Source organism: Dietzia sp. IN118 (assembly GCF_032905965.1).
Lineage (GTDB): Bacteria > Actinomycetota > Actinomycetes > Mycobacteriales > Mycobacteriaceae > Dietzia > Dietzia kunjamensis.
The window spans coordinates 25,719-41,709 of record NZ_JAUMSR010000002.1 but is presented as its reverse complement, the minus strand read 5'-3'; the positions used below and the strand labels follow the sequence as shown (position 1 = coordinate 41,709).

General features: G+C 71.3%; 15 protein-coding genes and 1 tRNA gene. 4 read left to right on the top strand and 12 right to left on the bottom strand.

Going from position 1 to position 15,991, the window contains the following annotated elements:
* Positions 1–25 precede the first annotated feature (25 nt).
* From Q2K20_RS15705 to Q2K20_RS15695, 3 genes are read right to left on the bottom strand one after another with little or no spacing between them, the layout of a single operon-like run.
* Positions 26–1,348: a TrpB-like pyridoxal phosphate-dependent enzyme gene (locus Q2K20_RS15705; protein WP_119193455.1), complete on the bottom strand. Its 1,323-nt coding sequence runs from the start codon at positions 1,346–1,348 to the stop codon at positions 26–28.
* 39 nt (positions 1,349–1,387) lie between these two features.
* A complete protein-coding gene (locus Q2K20_RS15700) occupies positions 1,388–1,900 on the bottom strand; it encodes a GNAT family N-acetyltransferase (protein WP_253696049.1) in 513 nt (170 codons plus the stop codon).
* Positions 1,897–2,643 (bottom strand): hypothetical protein, encoded by a 747-nt coding sequence (locus tag Q2K20_RS15695; RefSeq protein WP_269505443.1) that lies wholly within the window; start codon positions 2,641–2,643, stop codon positions 1,897–1,899. The genes Q2K20_RS15700 and Q2K20_RS15695 overlap by 4 nt, the downstream gene beginning before the upstream one ends.
* Before the next feature lie 71 nt (positions 2,644–2,714).
* On the opposite strand from Q2K20_RS15695, the gene Q2K20_RS15690 reads away from it, so the two are divergent.
* Together Q2K20_RS15690 and Q2K20_RS15685 are read left to right on the top strand one after the other, a co-directional pair.
* Entirely contained in the window at positions 2,715–3,245 is a 531-nt protein-coding gene (locus Q2K20_RS15690; protein ID WP_172815723.1) for a peptidylprolyl isomerase, read from the top strand.
* A gap of 152 nt (positions 3,246–3,397) precedes the next feature.
* On the top strand, positions 3,398–4,132 hold the full coding sequence (locus Q2K20_RS15685; RefSeq protein WP_269505447.1) for a rhomboid family intramembrane serine protease: 735 nt from the start codon (positions 3,398–3,400) through the stop codon (positions 4,130–4,132).
* Between the two features lie 81 nt (positions 4,133–4,213).
* Here the strand turns inward: Q2K20_RS15685 and Q2K20_RS15680 are convergent, their stop codons facing one another.
* Both Q2K20_RS15680 and crgA read right to left on the bottom strand, forming a co-directional pair.
* On the bottom strand, positions 4,214–4,681 hold the full coding sequence (locus tag Q2K20_RS15680) for a PH domain-containing protein (RefSeq protein WP_067716538.1): 468 nt from the start codon (positions 4,679–4,681) through the stop codon (positions 4,214–4,216).
* A 345-nt stretch (positions 4,682–5,026) separates the two neighbouring features.
* Positions 5,027–5,293 carry a cell division protein CrgA gene (gene crgA, locus Q2K20_RS15675; protein WP_067716511.1) on the bottom strand — a complete coding sequence of 89 codons (267 nt, stop codon included), beginning with the start codon at positions 5,291–5,293 and terminating at the stop codon, positions 5,027–5,029.
* Positions 5,294–5,381: 88 nt separating this feature from the next.
* On the opposite strand from crgA, the gene Q2K20_RS15670 reads away from it, so the two are divergent.
* The gene (locus Q2K20_RS15670) at positions 5,382–6,062 is read left to right on the top strand and encodes an aminodeoxychorismate/anthranilate synthase component II (RefSeq protein WP_096906447.1); all 681 of its coding nucleotides are present in this window, start codon (positions 5,382–5,384) and stop codon (positions 6,060–6,062) included.
* A gap of 21 nt (positions 6,063–6,083) precedes the next feature.
* On the opposite strand, the gene pknB is transcribed toward Q2K20_RS15670, so the two are convergent.
* The 7 genes from pknB to Q2K20_RS15635 all read right to left on the bottom strand — a co-directional run bounded on the left by pknB (position 6,084) and on the right by Q2K20_RS15635 (position 15,706).
* Positions 6,084–8,153 carry a Stk1 family PASTA domain-containing Ser/Thr kinase gene (gene pknB, locus Q2K20_RS15665; RefSeq protein ID WP_317176955.1) on the bottom strand — a complete coding sequence of 690 codons (2,070 nt, stop codon included), beginning with the start codon at positions 8,151–8,153 and terminating at the stop codon, positions 6,084–6,086.
* On the bottom strand, positions 8,150–9,778 hold the full coding sequence (locus tag Q2K20_RS15660; protein ID WP_096906449.1) for a serine/threonine-protein kinase: 1,629 nt from the start codon (positions 9,776–9,778) through the stop codon (positions 8,150–8,152). Before Q2K20_RS15660 ends, pknB begins: the two co-directional genes overlap by 4 nt.
* Positions 9,775–11,247, bottom strand: a complete 1,473-nt coding sequence (locus tag Q2K20_RS15655) for a penicillin-binding transpeptidase domain-containing protein (RefSeq protein ID WP_067716500.1) — start codon at positions 11,245–11,247, stop codon at positions 9,775–9,777. Before Q2K20_RS15655 ends, Q2K20_RS15660 begins: the two co-directional genes overlap by 4 nt.
* 7 nt (positions 11,248–11,254) lie before the next feature.
* On the bottom strand, positions 11,255–12,736 hold the full coding sequence (locus Q2K20_RS15650) for an FtsW/RodA/SpoVE family cell cycle protein (RefSeq protein ID WP_067716497.1): 1,482 nt from the start codon (positions 12,734–12,736) through the stop codon (positions 11,255–11,257).
* A gap of 3 nt (positions 12,737–12,739) precedes the next feature.
* A complete protein-coding gene (locus Q2K20_RS15645) occupies positions 12,740–14,278 on the bottom strand; it encodes a PP2C family serine/threonine-protein phosphatase (protein WP_317176954.1) in 1,539 nt (512 codons plus the stop codon).
* Positions 14,275–14,733 (bottom strand): FHA domain-containing protein, encoded by a 459-nt coding sequence (locus Q2K20_RS15640; protein WP_067716492.1) that lies wholly within the window; start codon positions 14,731–14,733, stop codon positions 14,275–14,277. Before Q2K20_RS15640 ends, Q2K20_RS15645 begins: the two co-directional genes overlap by 4 nt.
* Before the next feature lie 85 nt (positions 14,734–14,818).
* Complete coding sequence (locus Q2K20_RS15635) at positions 14,819–15,706, bottom strand: DUF3662 and FHA domain-containing protein (protein ID WP_067716489.1); 888 nt, start codon at positions 15,704–15,706, stop codon at positions 14,819–14,821.
* A 189-nt stretch (positions 15,707–15,895) separates the two neighbouring features.
* Between Q2K20_RS15635 and Q2K20_RS15630 the strand changes: the two genes are divergently transcribed.
* A tRNA-Leu gene (locus tag Q2K20_RS15630) sits at positions 15,896–15,978 on the top strand.
* Positions 15,979–15,991: the final 13 nt, after the last annotated feature.

The following is a 15,991-nucleotide window of genomic DNA, read 5'->3' as shown; positions in this document are numbered from 1 at the left end:
AACGGTCGGGGGGTCTGCGGAGGCGTCAGCCCATCTCACCGCGGATGAAGGACTCGTACGCGGGGAGGTCGAGGAAGCCGTGACCGGAGAGGCCGATCACGATCGACGGTCCGGTGCCTGCCTCACCGGTGTGCTCGCGGGCCTTGGCCATCGCACCTGCGAGGGCGTGCGTCGACTCGGGTGCGGGGACGATGCCCTCCGCCTTGGCGAACTCCACGCCCGCGGCGAACGCGACGTTCTGCTCCACCGCCATGGAATCGAGCAGGCCCAGGTGCTTGACGTGGCTGACCAGCGGCGCCATGCCGTGGTAGCGCAGGCCACCGGAATGGATGGGGTCCGGGACGAAGTCCTGACCGAGGGTGTACATCTTCATCAGAGGGGTCAGGCCGGCGACGTCACCGTGGTCGTACCGGAACTCGCCCTCGGTCAGCGACGGGCACGCCGTGGGCTCGACGGCGATGATCTGCGTCCGGGCACCGGCGAGGTTCTCGCGGATGAACGGGAAGGCCAACCCGGCGAGGTTGGAGCCGCCACCGGCGCAGCCGTACACGTAGTCGGGCGCGTCCTCGCCGAACATGCCCAGCTGCTTGAGGGCCTCCTCGCCGATCACGGTCTGGTGCAGACACACGTGGTTGAGCACCGACCCCAGTGAGTAGCGGGCCTCGGGGTCTCCGGCGGCCACCTCGACGGCCTCGGAGACCGCCATGCCGAGCGAACCGGGGGTGTCGGGGTCCTTGGCCAGGAACGAGCGTCCCGCCTCGGTCAGGTCCGACGGGCTCGGGTGGACCGAGGCGCCGAAGGTCTCCATGAGCATCCGGCGGTACGGCTTGGACTCGAACGAGGCCTTGACCTGCCACACCTCCACCTCGATGCCGAAGGCCTGACCGGCGAACGCCAGAGAGGCGCCCCACTGGCCGGCGCCGGTCTCGGTGGTGAGCTTGGTGATGCCCTCGGCGGCGTTGTAGTAGGCCTGTGCGACCGCGGTGTTGGGCTTGTGCGAGCCGACCGGGCTGGTGCCCTCGTACTTGTAGTAGATCCGCGCCGACGTGCCGAGCGCTTTCTCCAGGCGGCGGGCCCGGATCAGGGGCGACGGCCGCCACAATCGGTAGATCTCCTGCACCGCCTCGGGGATCTCGATGTAGCGCTCCGGCGTGACCTCCTGCTCGATGAGGGACATCGGGAACAGCGGGGCGAGGTCCTCGGGACCGAGCGGCTCCTTGGTCCCCGGGTGCAGGTGCGGTGCCATGGGCTCGGGGAGATCGGCCTGGATGTTGTACCAGTGCGTCGGCATCTCGCTCTCCGGGAGGAGAGCCTTGACCAGCGAGCCGGAGGGAGCGTCAGACGTCATGTGTGTCCTCGGGAGGGATCGAAGGGGGTGAGCCGGGTCTCATTCTAGGAGGTCGCGCCGCATGGGGAGATGGGGGATCCGCCCATCGAGATAGTCCGGCCCGCACCGCGCGAATCCGAACTGCTCGTACCACCTCTCCAGATAGGCCTGGGCCCCGATCTCCACGGGCCGGTCCCGGCACAGCACGAGCCCACGGCGGATCAGCCGCGCCGCGATGCCCCGACCCCGCCAGGCGGGCGTCGTGCAGACACGTCCGATGTGCATGACCCCGCCGCCCGCGTCCGATCCGAACACCCGCAGTGTCGCGACGACCGCGCCGTCCGGTGCACGGGCCAGCAGGTGAATCGTGCCGGGATCGGCGTCGACGTCGTCGATCTCGGCGTACGGGCAGTCCTGTTCCGCGACGAAGACGTCCACGCGCAGTTTGTACAGCGCATGGACGTCCAGGGGACCCAGTTCGGGCAGGCTCGACGCGATGACCTCGAGTGCGGTGTCGTCGAGGGCGGTGTCGTCGGCTGTGGAGTCGTCGGGGATCGGGTCCCGGTCGATCACTTGTCGGTCGCGGTCCCGTCCGTGGACGCCTCGCCGACCGGCTGGTCGTCCGAGGGCTGCGGTGCGGACCCGGCTGCCGGACCGGGTACCGCGCTGCCCGCGGCGGGGGAGGTGTCGGCGGACTGATCCGAGGGCCCCTCGGGATCGGCGGACTCGATCGTCAGGTCCTCACCGGTCTCCGAACCCACGGGGTCACCCGTCACGCCGGGGCCGGTCGTGGCCGCGGGCGCCGAGCCGGTCGCCTGGTCGCGCCCCTCGGCGGCCGCCTCGGCCGGGGTGGGGGTCCGCGGCGGGGCGGGGGTCGGGGTGGGCGCGGACGGCGAGGTGGGCGAGCCCTGGCCACGAAGGAAATAGGCCGTGGCACCCGCGACGGCGGCGCCGCCGGCGAGGCCCACGATCCACAGCGGCGCGAAGCGGCGCAGCGGATTGCGCTTCTGGGGCGGCGTGGCCAGAGCCGACGTCTGCTCGCGCAGCGCGGAGGCGTGCTGCCGCGCGTCCGCGGCGAGATCGCCCAGGAGCTCGGCCTGCTCGGCGCGACGATCCCGGATCACCTGGATACCGCGGCTGGCACCGAAGAGGGCCAGGCCGACCGGTCCACGGGTGGCGGCGACTGCTGCCTCGCCCAGGAAGCGGGGGTCCTTGAGGTCGAACGCCTTCCGGGCGGTGGTGCCGGCCTTGTCCAGGTCCTTTTGCGCCTGCTTGACGGCCCTACGCTCGTCGGCGCGATCGCTTCGTTTGCTCATGGGTAGATGGTGGCACAGCGGCCCGATACCGACCACCACCTCGCCGACATCGGTCCCTGCGGCGTGGCAGGATGTGTGGCGTGAGCATCGCAACGCAGAAGGCAACCATCCACACCAACCGTGGTGACATCGTCATCGAGCTGTACGGCAACCACGCCCCGGAGACGGTCTCGAACTTCGTCGGTCTCGCCGACGGCTCCAAGGACTACTCCCAGGCCAACGCCAAGGGTGAGAAGAGCGGACCGTTCTACGACGGCTCGATCTTCCACCGCGTCATCTCCGGGTTCATGATCCAAGGCGGCGACCCCACCGGCACCGGCCGGGGCGGACCGGGCTACCAGTTCAAGGACGAGTTCCACCCGGAGCTGCAGTTCTCCGAGCCCTACCTGCTGGCCATGGCCAACGCCGGCCCGGGCACCAACGGTTCGCAGTTCTTCATCACCGTCGGCGCCACGCCGCACCTGAACAACCGCCACACGATCTTCGGCAAGGTCGCCGACGAGGAGTCGCGCAAGGTCGTGGACGCCATCGCGACCACCAAGACCGGTGCGATGGACCGGCCGACCGACGACGTCGTCATCGAGTCGATCGAGATCTCCTGACCGAGCGGTCCCGGTCGACCGGCGGCGCGGGTTCCGGACTCCCGGACCCGCGCCGCCGGTCTATCCGCAGCGCGGCAGGGCCGGCACGCGGCAGGGACAGGGCGGGGACGGGACACCGCACGAACGAGACGCAGCACGGATAACCGGGAGACATGAGCACCCAGACCCGACGCGGTGGCGCGGTCGCGAGATTCTTCCGCCTCCAGCCGGTCACGGCGTGGATCATCACCGCCAACCTGGCCGTCTACGCCGCCACCGTCGTGCAGGCGCGCAGCTTCCTGACCAACAACGCGTCGCCGTTGTTCGAGGCCACGGCGCTCTTCCCGCCGCTGGTGGCGGCCCGGGACGAGTGGTGGCGTCTGCTCACCTCGGCGTTCCAGCACTTCGGCCCGATGCACCTGCTGCTCAACATGTACATGTTGTGGATCCTCGGACTGGGGATCGAGCGCAGCATCGGGCACGTCCGCTTCCTCGCCCTCTACCTGGGCTCGGCGCTGGGCGGGTCGGTGGCCGTGATGTTCTACGGCCAGGGCGCCCTCACGGCCGGCGCCTCCGGGGCGATCTTCGGCCTGATGGGCGCGTACGCGATCGTGGCGATGTCGATGCGCCTCGACGTCAGGGGGATCGGGGTGTTGCTCGTCCTCAACGTCGGCGTGAGCTTCCTCGTGCCCGGCATCTCGCTCGCGGCCCATCTGGGCGGGCTCGCGGCCGGCGCCGTCGCCGCGTTCGCCCTGGTGGTGGTGCCACGCCGGATGCCGCGGCGTGTGGGCCGCACGGGCCGCGAGGTCGTCTCGTGGGCCGGCTTCCTCGTCGTGGTCGGGTCGGTCGGCGCCGCCGGGTGGTTCGCGGCCGACACCATGACGTACGGGTTCCTCGTCACCCGCTGATTCCCACCGGCGTCTGACCCCGCGTCGGTCGACCCCCACATCGTCCGACCCCCGCGTCGTCCGCCGGGAGCGGTCTGACCCTCACCGGCCGTCGCCGACCGCCCCGAATCCCAGACGGTGCAGCGCGTCGACCACGTCCCGTGGATCCGCCCCCAGATCGAGCCGGGTGAACACGTCCAGTCGTTCGCGACCCCGCTCGTCCGTGTACTCGAGTCGCAGCAGGTGCTGCCGCGCCCCCCATCGGGAGACCCCCAGCGGGCGGACCTCCACCACCTCGGACCGCGGGACGAAGTCCACGCGGCGGAGCCTCTTGATCGCCAACTGCCCGTCCACCACCTCGAGTCGGGGCCGCCGGACCAGGTGGGACACACCCGACAGGGTGAGGAACAGCGCCGCCGGGCCGGTGAGCAGCAGTGCGAGCGGATCCTGCCGCTGCAGGCCGATCACCACCAGGGCCACCCCGAGCAGGATCTGCACGCCCGGCCACAGGGCCCCGGGTGACCACGACGCCGCCCGCGGACCGGCTCCCGACACGGCGTCACCACTCATGCCGCACATCCTCCCCTATCCACAGGCGCTATCCACACTGTGGATGAATAACACGGGTGGAGTTCGACTGCCGTTCGAGTCGACGCGGTCCCGACCTGCGGTGTCGTCGGCATCGTCTACACACAGGCGTTATCCCCAGTGTGAAGGAAGTTCTCCACAGCGTGTGAGGGGTGTGGAAAAGGCGGGTCGAGACCCCTCTTTACCTCACCAGAGCCCCGTGACCTGCATAGATGCAGCGTTCTCAGAGAAAATGCAGGTCACCCCCCGCGTCGGGCGGGGGGTGACCTGTGGATAAACCTGTGGAACAGGCGGAACGTGCCCGGGGAGAGCGGCCGGGCGGGCCGGCTAGCGCCAGTTCATGGTCATGAGGAGTCCCACGACCGCGAGGCCGAAACCGATCGCGAAGTTCTGCCACGTCTCGAGCGAGGCCATGAACGGGATCCGCTCACCGGCGATGTAATACGTCACCAGCCAGAGCAGGCCCAGGATCATCAGCGCGAGCATGAGCACCAGGTACCACCGCGCGGTCGGGGTCCCCTTGACCTTGACGGGGGTGCGGCTGACGGCCGCGTCGGTGTACTCGGTCTTGGACCGGACCTTTGACTTGGGCATGGAGTCCTCGAACTGGTGGGGGATGTCGGGGCCACTCTACCAAGCCCGCCCCCGACGCTCACCCGTGCGACGGCAGTACGCTGCGTCTATGCGCATCCTCGTCGTCGACAACTACGACAGCTTCGTCTACAACCTCGTCCAGTACCTGGGCCAGTTGGGCGCGGAGTGCGACGTGTGGCGGAACGACGACCCCAGGCTCGCCGGCCCGGACGGCCGCTATGACGTGGCCGGGCTGGAGAGCGTGGTCAGCGGGTACGACGGAGTCCTGCTCAGCCCGGGTCCCGGAACGCCGGACAGGGCGGGGGCCACGATCCCGCTGATCGGGGTCTGTGGACACGCGGGCGTCCCGGTGCTGGGAGTGTGCCTGGGCCACCAGGCGATCGGGGAGGCCTTCGGCGCGACGGTCGACCGGGCCGCCGAGCTCATGCACGGCAAGACCAGTCAGGTCACGCACGACGACTCGGGAGTCCTCGCCGGTATCCCCAGCCCGTTCACGGCCACGCGCTACCACTCGTTGACGGTCCTGCCGGAGACGATCCCGCACGAACTGGTTCCCACCGCGTGGACCGGTTCGGGTCTGGTCATGGCGATGCGTCACCGCGAGATGCCCATCCACGGGGTGCAGTTCCACCCCGAATCGGTGATGAGCGACGGGGGGCACCGGATGCTCGCCAACTGGCTGGGCATGTGCGGCGAGCGGCCCTCGGAGACGCTGGTCGTGCGGTTGGAATCCGAGCTCGACCGGACCCGTGGCGCCGCCCTGGCCTGACCGGCTGGTCAGCTCGCCCGGTCAGCCCGGGCCGGGCACCAGCCCGAACCGGATCACCCGGACGACGACCTGGTCGTTGACGCCGGCCTCGCCCACGGGCGGCTGCTGCGACCAGATCTGGCCCACGCGGCTGAGGTCGGGGTCGTTCTGCGGGAGCTCCACCAGCTGCCCGCGGTCGCCCCGCCAGCCGGCCCGTTCGAGCTTGCCGAGGGCCTCCTCCACGGTGTCGCCGACGATGTTGGGCATGACGAACCGGTTCCCGGCGGAGACCTGGAGGGTGATGGTCGCGCCCTTGAGCTGGGTCTGACCCGCGGCCGTGGACTGGCCCACGACCTGGCCCTCGGGCGCGGTGCCGTCGACCCGCTGGGTGTCCACGCGGAAGCCGGCGGCCTCGAGGGTCGCGCGGGCCGGGTCGGCGGACTGGCCCACGACATCGGGCACCGCGAGCTGTTCGGGGCCGGAGCCCACCGTCAGCCGGACCGGCCGGTCGGAGGGCACCTGTGCACCCGGTCCGGGCTCGGTGTCGACGACCTTGTCCTGGTCCTCGGGTGTCGACGGCCGGGCCTCGTTCTCCGGGACCACCTGGAACCCGGCCTCCTCGAGGGCCAGTCGGGCATCGGCGGGGGACATCCCCATCACGTTGGGCACCGAGAGGATGGGCTTGCCGGTCGAGACCACGAGGCTGATCTCGGAGCCCACCGCGAGACGCTTGCCGGCGATGGGGTCGGACGAGATGACGTGCCCCTCGGGGATCTGGGGGTGCGGCGCCGGGGTCTGCACGGGTTCGAGCCCGATCGAGGTGAGTTCCTCGACCACCTCGGCGACCGGCCGCTGGGCGACCTCGGGGACGGTGACCTCCTGCTGCTGCGCGACACCGCCGCGGTCGCCCGAGGTCGCCAGGATCGACACCGTCGCGATCCCTCCCAGCACCAGCAGGGCGGCGAGCGCGATGGCCACCCCGCGTGGCCCGCGACGAGCGTCGACGGGTCGGGCGTCGCGGCGTCGGGCGTCCCCGCGATGGGAGGCGGGACGCGCGGCACCGGCACCGGCACCGGCTGCGCCAGCAGGAGCACCCGCGCCGGCGGCACGACCGGCCAGTTCCGGCAGGGCGTGTGCCTCGGTGGGCGCATCACCGGGTGACCAGCGGGACGCGCCGGTTCCGTATCCCGCGCCGGTGAACCCGTGGGGGGCGTCGGGGCGCTGGTCGTCGTCGAGCTCGTCGTCGGTCAGCACCAGGGGCGCCGCCGGGCGGCCACCGGTGAGCACCGTGAGCAGGTCGGTGCGCATCTCCCCGGCGGAGGTGTATCTGTTCTCGGGATTCTTGGCCATCGCCTGCATGACCACCGCGTCGACGTAGCGGCTCACCTCCGGGTTGACCGCCGACGGCGGCGCGGGGGATTCGCGGACGTGCTGATAGGCCACCGCCACGGGGGACTCGCCGGTGAACGGAGGTGCACCGGTGACCATCTCGTAGAGCACGCACCCCGCGGAGTACAGATCGGAATGGGCGTCCACGGTCTCGCCGCGCGCCTGCTCGGGGCTGAGGTACTGGGCGGTGCCGAGGACCGACGAGGTGTTGGTGAGGGTCGATCCGGCGTCGCTGAGGGCGCGGGCGATGCCGAAGTCCATGACCTTGACCGCGCCGTCGCGCGAGATCATGATGTTCGCCGGCTTGACGTCCCGGTGGACGATGCCCTTCTTGTGGGAGAAGTCCAGCGCACCGCAGACATCGGCCATCACGCCGAGGGCACGCTCGACCTCCATGGGGCCGTCCATTCTGACGATGTCGCGGAGGGTGTCGCCCTCGACCACCTCCATCACGATGTAGGGCAGCGAGCCGTCGGCGGTGTGCTCCTCCCCCTGGTCGTAGATCGCCACGATCGACGGATGGTTGAGCGACGCCGAGTTCTGGGCCTCCCGACGGAAGCGCTGGTAGAAGGTCTCGTCCCGGGCCAGTTCCGGGCGCATGATCTTGACGGCCACGTCCCGGCCGAGGACCGTGTCGCGCCCGCGACGGACCTCGGACATGCCGCCGTATCCGAGGGGCTCACCGATCTCGTAGCGCCCGGCCAGGACGGATGGTGTGGTCATCCGTCGACCCCTGCCCACCGGGCGGGAACGGGCACGGCACGGTCCTCGGCCGCGCCCCGGGCCTGGCCCTGCGCTTGGTCTCGACCCTGCCCCTGCGCCTGTCCCTGGCCCTGCGCCTCGTCCTGGCCTTGCCCCTGGCCCCCACCGGGCTGCCCCTCGGGCGGAATCAGCGAACTGAACTCCGAGGTGAGGGAGTCCAGCATGTCCTGCAGGTCGGGGGCCGGGGGGACCCCGGTCGGTGACGGTGCGGGCTCGGGGGTCGGCGTCGGGGTCGGCGGCGGCTCGGGTGCCGGGGCTGGTGCCTGCGTGGTGGTGGTCGTCACCGGGGCGGTGGACGGCGGCGTCGTGGGGGTGGTCCGGCCGAAGATCCCGCCCGGGCCGAAGACCCCGACGTTGGACAGGGCGATGACGGCCGCGACCGCCAGCGCCGCCACCAGGACGAACACCACGAGGAACCAGCCCACGCAGCCGGAGCCGCCGCGGCCGCGGCGGGGGGGCCGTGAGGTGACCGGTGGGGCGGGCTGACGCCGGGTCGCGGCGGGCGCCGGCTGGGGCCGGGACGGGTGCGCCGGTCGTGCCGGCCGCGGCCTGTCGGTGCGCGGCTGTCCGGCGGTGCCCGGGTGGGTGCGGGTGTACGCGCGCGTCGGGTCGGGCGAACCCCCGGCCCGGTACACGCCGCCCGGGTCCTCATCGGGCAGGACCGTGGTCGCGGCGGTGGCGCCGGCGGCCGCTGCGGCAGCCCCCGCCGCGGCGCTGGCGGCGAGGAACGCGCCCGGGAGACGGGGATCGCGACCGGCCCGGAGGTCGGCGATCGCCTCGGCGAAGGCCTCGCCGTCCGGGTAGCGCCGGCCGGGGTCCTTGGCCATGGCCTCGGCGAGGACGCGTCGGACCGGTCCGGGCACCGAGTCCGGGAGCGGCGGCGGGGTGTCGCGGACGTGCATCATCGCCACGGAGACCGGCGAGTCGGCGACGAACGGCCGTCGACCGGCCAGGCACTCGTAACCCACCACGCCGAGCGAGTACACGTCCCCGGCCGGGGACGTGTCGTTCCCCATGGCCTGCTCGGGCGCGATGTACTGGGCGGTGCCCACGACCATCCCGGTCTGTGTGACGGCGGACGCGCCCATGGACTTGGCGATCCCGAAGTCGGTGAGCTTCACCTGCCCGGCGGGCGTGATGAGGATGTTGCCCGGCTTGACGTCGCGGTGGACCAGGCCGATGGCGTGGGCGGCGTTGAGGGCGCGGCCGGTCTGCTCGAGCATGTCGAGGGTGTGCCGCATCGGCAGCGTGCCCTCGCGGGCCAGGACGTCCGATAGCGGCTCGCCCACCACGAGTTCCATGACCAGGTAGGACAGCGGGTTCCCGGAGGCGGGGTCGTCGATCTGCCCGTAGTCGTAGACGGTGGCGATCCCGGGGTGGGAGATCCTCGCGGTGACCTTGGCCTCGGACCGGAAGCGCTCGACGAACTCGGGGTCGGAGGAGTACTCGGCTTTGAGCACCTTCACGGCGACGTGGCGGTCGAGGACGCCGTCGTCGGCCTCCCACACCTGCCCCATACCGCCGGTGGCGATGAGGCGCAGTAGGCGATAGCGGCCGGACAGGACCGCGCCGGAGTTCAGACTCACGGCGTCCCTCCCAGCAGCGCGCCCAGGACCTCGCGACCGATGGGTGCGGCGTAGGTGGACCCGACGGTGCTGCGATCGACCCCGGGCCCGGACTCGATCGCCACGGCCACCGCCACGTCACGGCCGGGGACGAACGCGATGTACCAGGTGTAGGGGATGGACTCGGAGGAGTCCACGCCGTGCTCGGCGGTGCCGGTCTTGGAGGCCACGGTGACCCCGGGCAAGCCGCCCCCGGCGCCCTGTTCGGCGGCGACCATCATCTCGGTGAGGGTGCCGGCCTGCTCGTCGGTGAGGGCGCGGGCGGCGTCGCGGGGCGTGAAGCCCTGGACGACGGAGAGATCGGGCGCCGTCAGGGTCTTGATGAGTTGCGGTTCCATGCGGACCCCGCCGTTGGAGACGGTCGCGGCCACCATGGCGTTCTGCAGGGTCGTCATCCGGACGTCGCTCTGCCCGATGGAACTCATCGCCAGCTGGGCGTCGTCCTCCATCTGCCCCAGGCCCGACGGTGCGACCGGGATGCCGAAGTCGTCCGGGGCGGTGCCGTCGACGCCGAACTTCTCCGCCATCTCGGTGAAGGCCTCCGCGCCGATCTCCTGGCTCAGCTCGACGAAGGGCACGTTGCAGGACCTCTCGAGGGCCGTGCGCAGGGTGACGGTGCTGCCGCCACAGGTCTGGCCGGCGTAGTTCTCCAGGTAGGTGGACGTCCCCGGCAGCAGGGTGCGGTCGGCGCCGGAGACGGGGGTCTCGGGCCCCATGCCCTGCTCGAGCGCGGCGGCGGTGGTGATGACCTTCATCGTGGAGCCGGGCGGGAGGGACTGCTGGGTGGCGTGGTTGAGCAGCGGCCGGTCAGGGCTCTGCTCGATGCGCGCCATCTCCTGCGCGCGGACCTCCGGGTCCAGGCTGGACAGGGCGCCCGGGTCGAAGGACGGGCTGGAGGCCAGTGCGAGCACCTCACCGGTGGAGGGGCGGACGGCGGCGACGGAGCCCACGAACGGCCCCTGGCCCGCGCCGCGCCGCAGGGCCTCGTAGGCGACCTCCTGGCCCGTGGGGTCCAGGGTGAGCTCCACCGAGCCGCCCTGCGGGGTGCGGCCCGAGATCAGACCGGTGATCCGTTGGGACAGCAGTCTCGGGTCGGAGCCGTTGAGGAAGGCGTCCTGGGTCTGCTCGACCCCGGCGGTGGCGAACTGCAGCGAGTAGTAGCCGACGGTGGGGCCGAAGACGACCGGGTCGGTGGGGTAGGTGCGCTGGAACTCGAAGCGTCCCTCCGACGGCAGGGACATGGCCAGCACCCGTCCGCCGGCGGTGATCTGGCCGCGCTGGCGGGAGTACTCGTCGAGGAGCATCCGCGTGTTGCGGGGGTCGGCACGGAGCTCGTCGGCGCGGAAGACCTGGACCCAGGTCAGTTGCAGCAGCAGCGCCACCACCATGACCATGGCGGCGATCGCGACCCGTCGGATGGCGATGTTCACGCGGCGCTCACCCGTTCCTCCGGCCCGGCGAGCGCAGCTTGGGCGCCCGCATCATGCCGGTGGCGGCCTCGGCCAGCGCCGGTGCCTGACGTGGGGTGGGCAGCGGCCGGCGCGCGTCGTGGGACAGGCGCAGCAGGATGGCGACCAGTGCGTAGTTGGCCAACAGGCTGGAGCCCCCGTAGGCCATGAACGGCAGGGTCAGGCCGGTGAGGGGGATGAGGGTGGAGACGCCGCCGACCACGACGAACATCTGGATGGCCATGGTGGACGCCAAGCCCACGGCGACGAGCTTGCCGAAGCTGTCGCGGATGGTCAGGCCGACCCGGATGCCGCGGAGGATGAGGATCGCGTAGACCATCAGCACCGCGGCGAGGCCGATCAGGCCCAGTTCCTCGCCGATGGTGGCGGTGATGAAGTCGGTGTTCGCGAACGGCACCTGGTCGGGTCGCCCGTTGCCGAGCCCGGTGCCGCCCATGCCGCCGGAGGCGAGGCCGAACAGGGCCTGCGAACTCTGGTAGCCGCCGGTGTCGAAGAACGCGAAGGGGTCCTGCCAGATCTGGAACCGCACACGAACGTGCCCGAACAGGGCGTAGGCCAGCACGCCGCCCACGGCGACGAGGACCACGCCGATGAGCAGCCAGCTCACCCGCTCGGTGGCCACGTACAGCAGCGTGAGCACGGTGGCGAACAGCAGGAGCGCCATGCCGAGGTCGGTGTTGAACACCAGCACGCCCAGGGACAGGAACCAGGCCACGATGATCGGCCCGAGGTCGCGGGCGCGCGGCAGGTCCACGCCCAGCACGCGCTTGCCGGCGGTGGTGAACAGCTCGCGCTTCTCCACCAGGATCGAGGCGAAGAAGATGATGAGCAGGATCTTGGCGAACTCGCCGGGCTGGATGGTGAACCCGGGCAGGATGATCCAGTTCTTGGCGCCGTTGATCTCGGAGAACCGGGAGGGGAGCACCGCCGGGATCGCCAGCAGTGCGAGGCCGGCGAACCCCATCGTGTAGCCGTACCGGGCCAGGACGCGGTGGTCGCGCAGGAAGTACAGCACGACCGCCATCACGGCCAGGCCGAGGAACGTCCACAGCAGCTGCCGGGTGACGTCCATCCCCGGCGGGTCGTTGCCGCTCGCCGCGGCGTTGGCCGCGTACGACAGGTCGAGCCGGTAGATGAGCACCAGCCCCAGCCCGTTGAGCAGCGCGACGCCCGGTAGCAACACCGGATCGGCGTAGGGCGCGAGCCAGCGGATGAGCAGGTGGGCGCCGCCGGCGAGGCCGAGGAACGCCAGGGTGATCCACAGCAGCGCCAGGGACAGTTCCTGCTCCTGGGCGAGTTGGACCAGCAGCAGCGAGAACCCGACGATCACCGCGGCGGCGACGAGCAGGACCAGTTCCTTGCCCCGGCGCGGGCTGTCGGGCACCGCCCGGCCGCGGGGATCGGATGCGGGTGAGGCCGACGATGGTGAGGCAGATGCGGGAGAGGACATGGGTCAGCTCACCGCCCGGCAGGTCTCCCCGGGCACAGGTGCGGGGGTCGTGGGGGAGGGGGGAGTCGCCGGTTCGTCCGTGGGGGCGGGCTCGCCGGGCGACGGCGACCCGGTGGGTGCGGGGGAACCCGTGGGAGAGGGCGACTCGGTGGGAGAGGACGACGACGAGGTCTGCTCGCGCGGGCGCTCCTGCTGCTCACGGGGGTCGCACGGCGGCAGGAGGTTGTCCTCCGTGAGCCGGGAGACCTGGGCGCCCGCCTCGGCGAGGCTCCCCGACGGCATCCCGGCCCGGACGGTCTCCCGGGCGGGTTCGCGGAGGTCCCCCAGGGTGAACACGTCGCATCCGGCGGGGATGGCATCGGGGGAGTGCATGGTCAGGTCGCCCTCGCGGGTCAGGCATCCCACCTGGATGACCGAGGCCAACGAGATGCCGAAGACCTCCCCGGAGATGCCCCTCTTCACCACGACCTGGCTGTCCGACTCGGTGACGAAGTAGTTGCTGCGGACGAGCAGCGCGGACACGCCCACGATCCCGGCCAGCAGTACGAGCACCCCGACGACGCTCAGGGCGAAACGCCATCTGCTGCCGCGCGGTGGGGCGGCGTCGACCTCGTCGTCGTCGTATCCGTTCCCACGCCCGGCACCCGACTCCCCGGCGGCACCGGACGTTCCGGTGGCTCCCCCGCGTGAGGCGACCTGGGCGCGCGAGAACGCGGCGGCCTTACCGGCAGCGGTGTCGGAGTAGGGGTCGGCGGCGGGGTCGATCTGGCCCGGCTCGTCGCCCGACGCCGCGCCCACCACCACCGGGATGACCGGCGCGTCGCGCGGGGAGTCCAGGACGTCGGCCAGGACGACCGTGATGTTGTCCGGCCCGCCCGAGCGCAACGCCAGCTGGACCAGCCGGTCCGCGGCCTCCTCGACGGTGCCGGTGGCCAGCGTCTCGGCGATCGTCTCGGTGCTCACCGGGTCGGACAGGCCGTCGGAGCAGAGCAGGTAGCGGTCGCCGACCCGCGCCTCGCGGATGACGGCGGTCGGCTCCACCGGCTCCCCGGTCAGCGCCTTGAGGATGAGCGAGCGCCGCGGATGGGTGTGGGCCTCGTCGGCGGAGAGTTCCCCGCGGTCGACGAGGGACTGGACGAAGGTGTCGTCCTTGGTGATCTGGGTCAGCGTCCCGTCACGCAGCAGATAGGCCCGGGAATCACCCACGTGGAGCAGGCCCATGCGGCGGCCGTCGAACAGCAGCGCGGTGGCCGTGCACCCCATGCCGTCGGTCTCCGGGTACGCCTCGACGTGGGAGGCGATCGCCTCGTTGCCGACCGTCAGCGCGCGGGTCAGGGCCCCGGTGAGATCCTGGCCCGGTTCGTCCTCGTCGAGCCTCGCCAGCGCCGCCACGACGAACTGGCTGGCGATCTCACCCGCGGCGTGGCCGCCCATGCCGTCGGCGAGGGCCAACAGACGGGGTCCGGCGTAGGCCGAGTCCTCGTTGTTCTCCCGCACCATGCCCAGATGTGAGCGCGCGGTGTAGACGAGCGCCGGGGTCACGTGCGCAGCTCGATCACGGTCTTGCCGATCCGGATCGGCGTGCCGGCGTCCACCTTGACCGGGGTCGTCACCCGCGATCTGTCCAGATAGGTGCCGTTGGTCGAGCCGAGGTCCTCGAGGAACCAGTCGGGGCCGTGCGGGGACAGCCGCGCGTGCTGGTTGGACGCGTAGTCGTCGTCGATCACCAGGGTGCACGAGTCGGCCCGGCCCACCAGGACCGGCTGCTCGGACAGGGTGATCCGGGTACCTGCGAGGGCGCCCTGGGTGACCACGAGATGCCGGATCGCCCGGGAGCCGCGGCCGAACACGCCGCCCCGGCGCTCGCCGCGGCCGGACGACCTCATCCCCACGTTGCCGAAGACGTCGGTCTTCAGCGCCCGCAGGGTGAGGTAGATGAACAGCCACAACAGCGCCAACAACAGGCCGCGCGAGAGCTGCAGAACGAGTCCCTGCACTGGTGCCGTCCTCCCCTCGCCCGCCGATTCACCTCGGACAACGTGTGGCCGCCCCCGGTGGTTCCGGGGGTCATCCGTGTCGAGGCTAGTCGAACCGGACGGTGATCTCCGAGTGTCCGACCCTGATGACGTCGCCGTCGGCGAGTTGCCAGTCCTGGATCGGCCCGTCGTTCACCGTGGTGCCGTTGGTCGAGCCGAGGTCGGTGAGAACCGCTTCCCGACCATCGAAATGGATGTCCGCATGCTGGCGTGACACCCCGGTGTCGGGCAGGCGGAACGCTGCGTCCTGCCCGCGTCCCAGCAGGTTGGAGCCCCGCTGGAGGCGGAACGTCCGCCCCGAGCCGTCCTCAAGGTGCAGCGTGACCGTCAGCGAGGCCCGGCCCTGGGTGATCTGGGTCGGGGCGTCCGACGGGCCACCCCAGCCCGCGCTCCGGGCTCCGGGGCCGGTCGAGACCGGGTAGTTGGAAGCGGGTGCCTGCATGTCGCTGTTCTCCTTGCTCGCACTCGGCCCGTCCACGCCCCGTCGGTCCGCACCCGGCGACGACGGCGCCGGATGATCCGGCGCCGGCGCCGGTGCGGCGGCCGAGATGTGGAACGGGACGGCGTCGGGGTCCACGACCCCGTCGATACGCATCTGTCCGGTGTGGAGGTCATCGCGCTCCACGAAGGTCACGGTGACCGGGCCGTAGGTCTCCCAACCCTGCTCGGAGATGTGATCCGACAGATGGCGGGAGAAGGTCTTGACGGCCAGGGCCTCGTCCTCGGTGAAAGAGGCGTAGTCCGACCGGGCCAGGGTGATGGAGTAGCTGTTGGACACCAACAGGTGCCCGTCGACCACCTTGAGGGAGGCCTCCGCCTGCTTGCGGAGCTGTGACTCCACTTCGGCCGCCACGACTCTCCCGCCGAAGAGGCGGGCGAACGCGTCGCCGACCGCGCCCTGCAGGGTGCGCTCGAACTTCCCGACGATCCCCACGCCTCGCCTCCTTCCTCGTGGTGGGCCCGGCCATCTGGCCGGGCCGGCTGTCCTCGCGCCGCCCGCGGCGGCATCCGGTCGATCATAGAGGCGGTGGCGGTGGGAAGCACGCTTCCAGCCGCAGGGAAGCCCTCACCAGCCGATTAGTGCGGTCGGAACGCCGCGTGTTAACGTATTCGGGCGTTACTCGGGCGAGTGGCGGAATGGCAGACGCGCTGGCTTCAGGTGCCAGTGTCCTTCGGGACGTGGGGGTTCAAGTCCCCCTTCGCCCACACCTAGGGAGCA